The organism is Halobacillus sp., from assembly GCF_049282395.1.
Classification (GTDB): domain Bacteria; phylum Bacillota; class Bacilli; order Bacillales; family Halobacillaceae; genus Halobacillus.
The window spans coordinates 1-6833 of record NZ_JBAPTY010000216.1 but is presented as its reverse complement, the minus strand read 5'-3'; the positions used below and the strand labels follow the sequence as shown (position 1 = coordinate 6833).

6 protein-coding genes are annotated in these 6833 nt (G+C 41.5%); 4 read left to right on the top strand and 2 right to left on the bottom strand.

Features of this window, described 5'->3' with window-relative positions:
* The first annotated feature begins 517 nt into the window (after nucleotides 1-517).
* The 3 genes from proC to WAM07_RS09540 are packed head-to-tail and all read left to right on the top strand — an operon-like array spanning nucleotide 518 to nucleotide 3821.
* Entirely contained in the window at nucleotides 518-1360 is an 843-nt protein-coding gene (gene proC / locus WAM07_RS09550) for a pyrroline-5-carboxylate reductase (RefSeq protein WP_422166359.1), read from the top strand.
* 47 nt (nucleotides 1361-1407) lie between these two features.
* A complete protein-coding gene (gene proB, locus WAM07_RS09545; protein WP_422166357.1) occupies nucleotides 1408-2538 on the top strand; it encodes a glutamate 5-kinase in 1131 nt (376 codons plus the stop codon).
* A gap of 20 nt (nucleotides 2539-2558) precedes the next feature.
* Nucleotides 2559-3821: a glutamate-5-semialdehyde dehydrogenase gene (locus tag WAM07_RS09540; RefSeq protein ID WP_422166355.1), complete on the top strand. Its 1263-nt coding sequence runs from the start codon at nucleotides 2559-2561 to the stop codon at nucleotides 3819-3821.
* Between the two features lie 143 nt (nucleotides 3822-3964).
* Here WAM07_RS09540 and WAM07_RS09535 read toward each other — a convergent pair whose 3' ends face one another.
* Nucleotides 3965-4822 (bottom strand): STAS domain-containing protein, encoded by an 858-nt coding sequence (locus WAM07_RS09535; protein WP_422166353.1) that lies wholly within the window; start codon nucleotides 4820-4822, stop codon nucleotides 3965-3967.
* Nucleotides 4823-5022: 200 nt separating this feature from the next.
* Between WAM07_RS09535 and WAM07_RS09530 the strand changes: the two genes are divergently transcribed.
* On the top strand, nucleotides 5023-5487 hold the full coding sequence (locus WAM07_RS09530; RefSeq protein WP_422166351.1) for a DinB family protein: 465 nt from the start codon (nucleotides 5023-5025) through the stop codon (nucleotides 5485-5487).
* A gap of 108 nt (nucleotides 5488-5595) precedes the next feature.
* On the opposite strand, the gene WAM07_RS09525 is transcribed toward WAM07_RS09530, so the two are convergent.
* Nucleotides 5596-6120, bottom strand: coding sequence for a CotY/CotZ family spore coat protein (locus WAM07_RS09525; protein WP_422166349.1), 525 nt, complete (start codon nucleotides 6118-6120; stop codon nucleotides 5596-5598).
* Nucleotides 6121-6833 lie beyond the last annotated feature (713 nt).

Here is a 6833-nt window from a genome sequence, read left to right as displayed (position 1 = left end):
TGGGGAAATGGCGAGACTCCCATGGGAGAAGGAACTAGGTGAGATCCCGCAGGGAGTGAAACGAGCGAGGAAGCTCAACGTTCCCCCATAGGAAAGCGAGTTATTTCCCCACCAGCCCTTATCCATCTAACGTAACGGACCCATTTATCTCGAAACTGAGTCTTCAACAAAAGGGAGCTTTTCTGTATTACGCAACTTGAGGGTAGGGAAGGGGTCTTGGAAAATTGCTATAACCCTTGCTGTGATAAGTTTTTTGAATATTTAAGTAATTCATATTATTGGGTTTTATATGGGAATTCGTAAAAAATCAGTTCGCAAATACAGCCGTGAGAAGCCATTATTCGCGATGAGAAGCGATGAGATATAAATATCTCTCTGTGAAACCGTTTACACTAACTAATTGGCTCTTATAGACATCATTTGGTAAATACCCCTTGATTCAATTTTTGCCAGTGTTATGATGAAAAACGTCATAAAGAAAGCGAACAAAAAATACGAACGGGAGAGATTAACTCAAATGATCAAACAAACGATTGCTTTTCTAGGTGCAGGCTCTATGGCTGAAGCTATGATTTCAGGTATGGTTGAATCCGGGAACATTTCAGCAGATCAGATCATTGTAACCAATCGAAGTAATCAAGATCGATTAAATGAGATTAATGATAAATATGGTGTACGTACAGTATTAAAAGATGATTTAGACTTTTCACAAGTTGATCAACTTATTCTGGCTATGAAGCCAAAAGATATTGATGCCGTACTTGAAGACTTACGTTATAAGTTAAATCCGAATCAAGTACTTGTATCCGTGCTCGCTGGCATTTCTACTTCATATATGGAAGACCGTCTGAATGATGGTCAAGAAGTCATTCGAGTGATGCCGAATACATCCAGCACGCTTCGCGAATCAGCAACAGCAATGTGCCCAGGCCACTATACAGACATGGAAAATGTTCTAGTGTCTAAAGCTCTCCTACAGTCTATTGGAGAAGTTTTCATTATTCCAGAGGATAAAATGGATGTCTTTACCGGAATTGCCGGAAGCGGTCCTGCTTATTTTTACTATTTAATGGAGCACATTGAGGAAACTGGCCGTGCAGAGGGTATGGATTCCAAAACTCTCAGGGAAATTGGAGCACAAACCTTACTCGGTGCAGCAAAAATGATGCTGGAGGGCGAAGAAAGCCCAGCAGAGCTTCGTAAAAAAGTTACCTCTCCAAACGGAACGACAGCAGCTGGTCTTGATGCACTGGAACAAAGCGGCGGTGGAGACGCGATCTCAGCAGCAATTAAAGGTGCAGCCGGACGCTCGAAAGAACTCAGTAAAGAAATAGAAGGCCTGTTAGTAGGCAGTAAGTAAATAGCAGTAAATAATAAACTCGACGCAATACGTTAAATAGGAGTGATATGTTGACTCAAGATAAAAAAAGGGTAGTTATAAAAATAGGAAGCAGTTCTTTAACCAGTTTGCACGGTGAAATTAGCCGTCGAAAACTCGAAAAACTAGTAGATGAAGTCGTCCAATTAAAGGACGATGGCCACGAAGTATTACTCGTATCCTCGGGTGCAGTAGCGGCTGGCTACCGTAAGCTCGGATGCCTGGAGCGTCCAAGCACTTTACCTGAAAAACAAGCCGCCGCCTCTATTGGTCAGGGATTACTGATGGAATCGTATTCCGATCTATTCCTGTCTAATGGTTATATTGGATCCCAGATATTAATCACACGCAGTGATTTTTCTGATGAAGATCGTTATAACAATGCTCGTAATACTATTAACGTATTGCTTGAACGCGGAATTATCCCCATTGTAAATGAAAATGACACCATCACCATTGACCGGTTGAAATTCGGTGACAACGATACATTGTCCGCTAAAGTAGCTGGACTTGTCGATGCCGATCAATTAGTGATCTTATCGGATATCGATGGTTTATATGATGCAGATCCTAGAAAAAATGAGGATGCTGAACTTCTCAATAAAGTCCACGAAATCACCCCAGAGATTGAAGCAGCAGCTGGCGACCCAGGGAGTGCCGTCGGTACAGGAGGCATGAAGTCCAAAATAGACGCCTTCAAGATTTCTATGGCTTCCGGTATATCTTCTTTCTTAGGAAAAGCAGGTACCGACAACATTGTTTATGATGCTGTCTATCACAACGCAAGAGGTACCTATTTCGAAACCGCACCGGAAACGGAGAATCTCGATCAGAAGAAACAATGGATCGCTTTTAATTCCGGTCCTGAAGGCGAAGTCATTATTGACCATCGCGCTAAAGAATCTATTGTAGAAATGAAGAGAAGCTTGCTTCCTATGAATGTGCACCACGTAAAAGGACGTTTCAAAAAAGGTGCAGTTGTACGTATTCATGATTTAGAAGGCGAAGAAATTGGTCTAGGCGTAGTAAATTATTCCTCAGAGCAAATGAAGGAAATGATTACTCTAACAGAACCTGAACTTGAATCTTATGAAAAGGCAGCGATTGAACGAAAAGATTTTGTCTGCCATTTAGACGTAACTCTGCCCGTAGGCGTTTAAAAATATCAAGGAGGTCTTTGATGACACTAACAAAAGATAATGTGAATGTTGAAGCACAGGCGATTGAAGCTAAGAAAGCTTCTAAGAGTTTAATGATTCTTTCAGATAAGGAAAAAAATGATGCTCTTCACCATATCGCGGATGTTCTGGAACGTGATTTCGAAACAATTCTTGCTGCAAATGAGAAGGATTTACGAAATGGAAGAGAACAAGGCTTTACAGAAGCATTTATGGATCGTCTTTCTTTGTCACAAGAGCGAATTCGTGACTTTGCCCAAGGGTTACGTGACGTAGCCGAACTTGAAGATCCTACTGGTAAGAAGCTTTCAGACTGGACACTTGAAAACGGTCTTCAAGTTGAAAAAGTTACCGTGCCTCTTGGCGTAATTGGCATGATCTATGAAGCTCGTCCAAACGTAACTGTAGACGCAACAGGTCTTGCACTAAAATCCGGAAACGCGATCGTGCTGAAAGGCGGATCCTCAGCCATTCATTCTAACCAGGCTATCGTGGAAGTCATCCACAAAGCCCTGGCGGAAACAAAAATTCCACAAGAAGCCGTGCAGTTTATCGCGTCCACAGACCGTGCTGCAACAAACCAGCTTTTCACAATGAAAGAGCATGTTGACGTACTCATCCCACGCGGCGGAGGTAAACTGATTCAGGCAGTAGTGGAAAACGCAACGGTCCCTGTGCTTGAAACAGGGGTAGGAAACTGCCATATCTATGTTGATAAAGATGCCGATGTAGAAAAAGCGATCAGCATCCTTGTGAATGCTAAAACAGACCGCCCTGCCGTGTGTAACGCAGCAGAAACCTTAATTGTTCACAAGGAATGGCTGGCTCAACACAGTGAAGAGTTAATTAGTGCTTTGAAGAAAGAAAACATCCATGTTCATGGAGACGAGCACGTCCTTACTATCTTTCCAGACGCCGTGCCTGCTGGTGAAGACGACTGGAAAAATGAATATTTAAGTACAGATATCGCTGTGAAAGCTGTCGACGATCTTGTTGATGCTATTGCGCACATCGAAACGTACGGCACAAAACACTCTGAAGCCATCGTCACAGAAAATCAGGATGCAGCTGATAAATTCTTAGCTATCGTAGACGCAGCAGCGATCTACCACAATGCTTCGACTCGTTTTACGGATGGAGGCGCTCTAGGTTTCGGAGCAGAAATCGGCATTTCCACACAAAAATTACATGCCCGTGGTCCAATGGGTCTTCCAGCACTTACGACTGTGAAGTTCCTTATGAAAGGTACGGGTCAAATTAGATAAAATATGAAATGAGAAGGGACTCCTAATGAGGAGTTCCTTTTTATATTTGGAATGGGATGGAAGGACTGTTCACAATCACTTTAAGTATTTCGGTAGATTGCCTTTTCATATATACACAAATGGTTTATTGAAAAAACCCTCTATTAAGAAGAGGGTTTAGAAGTATATATAGGATCACGATCGATGGCTTGGGCAAGAGTAGGGGTTATCGATATTTGACCAAAGTCAATGCCCAGCTGGACAGCAGTATGAGCGATTTCAGGGCGAATACCTGAAAGGGTGGTAGAAACTCCGATCAGCTGAAGCCCGCTGATCAATTGAAAGATTTGGTGAGCTACCATTGTATCGACTAAGTACACACCTGACAGATCAATAAAAAGCTGGTCAATTCCTTTATCGGTGCACCCTTTTAAAGTGTTATCCATAATGGCACTGGCCCGTGAAGAATCAATATCTCCAACAAGGGGAAGCAAGGCTCGTCCATTTGAAAGGTCAATAAGGGGTGAGCTAAGTTCATTAATCGTTTTCTGCTGTTTGTCTATCCGTGTATCAAGTTGATTGGATTTTTCTTCAACTACTCGCATCGTTACGATATCAAATGCTTTAATGAGTACCTCTTTCCATCGATCAATCTGCTCCTGAGTATAGGTGTGATGGGACACGGCAATAAACTCTTTGACAAAATATAAATATTGATCACGAACTCGTAAGAACTCTCTCATAATAAGATAGGTAGGCGTACTAAGATGCTCCGGATCACTGGCTATTTTCATAACCCAATCGTCAAACTCTTCAAGAAACTGATCCATTGGTTGAATAAAGACCTTACATAAGTGCTGATGAAATTCAAAGTTCTGCCCTTTTAACGTTTCAATGACTTTAGGATCTTTGGAAGCGTAAACCCCTCTAGGATCACTTTTATCCAGGGACTCGTACCATTGCTCAGTTAAATCTTCTGCTTTGTGGAGCAAAAAATCATGCAGTTCTTTATTTCTTTGCATTCTATATCTCCTCTCATGTCGCTAAGCTGCTATCATTTCTCGTGTGTGGAAAAACAAGGAAACCTTATGAGTTATTATAATACATTTGAAAAGTGAATGGAGAATAATCGGTAAATTTAATAGCAATTCTTAAAAAATAAAAAGGATTTATAAAAGATCTGTCGAATATAATATTAATTTAATATTTGGAGGCGAAAAGCATGACAATGAGAGAGGTATTATTAGAACAACTAGCCGCCATTTATGACGAAAACAACTGGTTTGTCTGCTATGAAATGTCTATTCGGGATTTAGAAGATTATCAGGTTCATGAAAGACCGGAAGATGAACAAACCCACTCTATTGCAGAACTCCTCAATCATCTCTACTTTTACAACTATCGTTATTTATGCCGCTTCAGGGGAGAGGAAATAGATGAACTTCCCAGATACTATGACACGTTCCAGAGTCATGGAAGCCTGTCATGGAGACAGATAGCTGTGAATAACAGCATTGTTTTTGCCGAATTTCGTAAAGAAATCAAGCGGTGCAGTGACGATAAGCTTGAGAAATGGGCTGCTACCCTGGCCCACCTTTTTATTCACAATGCCTATCATATCGGACAGGTCGTTCATATCCGCAAACAATTTGGCACATGGAGTCTCTCTCCCGTGGTTAGAGGTTAAAAAGCTTAGCAAAACAAGTCTATTGTTTTTTTAGAAACCAGGCGTAGACAGGTTGTCCATTTAAAATCTTTAAAATAAACCAGGGATTTCCCCCCTGGTTTATTTTAATTAACCTTCGTGAACGTGCCCATGAGTAAAGTCGGCTTCTGTTACAGGGACCGGTGTAGTTGTATCAAGACATGTAATTCCACAGATGCAGTCAAGGTCAAACGTCATACAGATTCCTGTAGATTTGAATTCCGTAACTCCGTTTACTAAATCGCATACATCTTTTTTGCTGCAATGCCTGTTTAAGGCCATGCTATTGTTATCTGGTTTAAGCAGTTCAAGTTTGATGCAGTTTCTCTTGTCATCTGTAAATTTAATAGCTTTGAAGATTGGAGTCTCTACGCAGTAGAACGTTCCGTTAATCTTTTTAATACCACTGGCAAAGAAAGGTTTGCAATCTTCGCAATAAAGAATGAAAGGAATGGTTGTATCCCCGTTTCCGCCTGTAGCAGGCCCTACTAGATCACGAATAGACCGTTCACAGCTGACATCACACTCGTCAGCCAAAGCCACTTCTTCTTGAGCAGCTAGAATTTTTTCTAGAATATCACGAACGCAGTTCCCTTTTTTTGAATGATATGACATTAAATATCTCTCCTCTTCTTATTGATCATTCCTTATCATTCTATGTAGGATAAAGGTTTGCGCCTGTACATCTGTCTACTTTCTATAAGATCAATATGATTTTAAAGTTTCTAGATTATATAGGTCATCCACCAATACAAAAGAGAAAAGACTACATATAATAGGGTATCTATAATTAATGGTTATAGATTCATGGTTTACCACACCGTGACATTTTCCCTACGTTTCGACGCAAGCCGTACACTTGCGTCTTTTTTTGTGTTCCTAGAAAAATATATAAGCATATAAGTATTGCATGGAAACTTAATAGCTTATTAAACAACAGGGCCAGATTGCGGAAGACACAGTTTCGAGATAACTTGGGTCCGTTGCTCATATAGAGAGGGGCTGGCTACGGAAACAACTCGCTTTCCTGCGGGGGAACTGGCAAGCCTCCTCGCTCGCTTCACTCCCTGTGGGGTCTCGCCTAGCTCCTTCTCCCGTTCTTACACTCAACTATACAGATTTAGTCACTAGTCAGTACCTAAACCGCATGGAGTGCTATCCAGCTCCAGCACCTAGCGTCTAGTGAGACTTCCCTCACTTCTGTACGATAAGGCAACATCGAATCGCTCCTCCGCTCTTCGTGTTTTCTTTATCTCCGCCAGCTCCAGGCTAGTTTTGGTGCCTAGCCTCTCGAGGTCTTAAGTCCAACCATGACAGGAAGAAGGTCA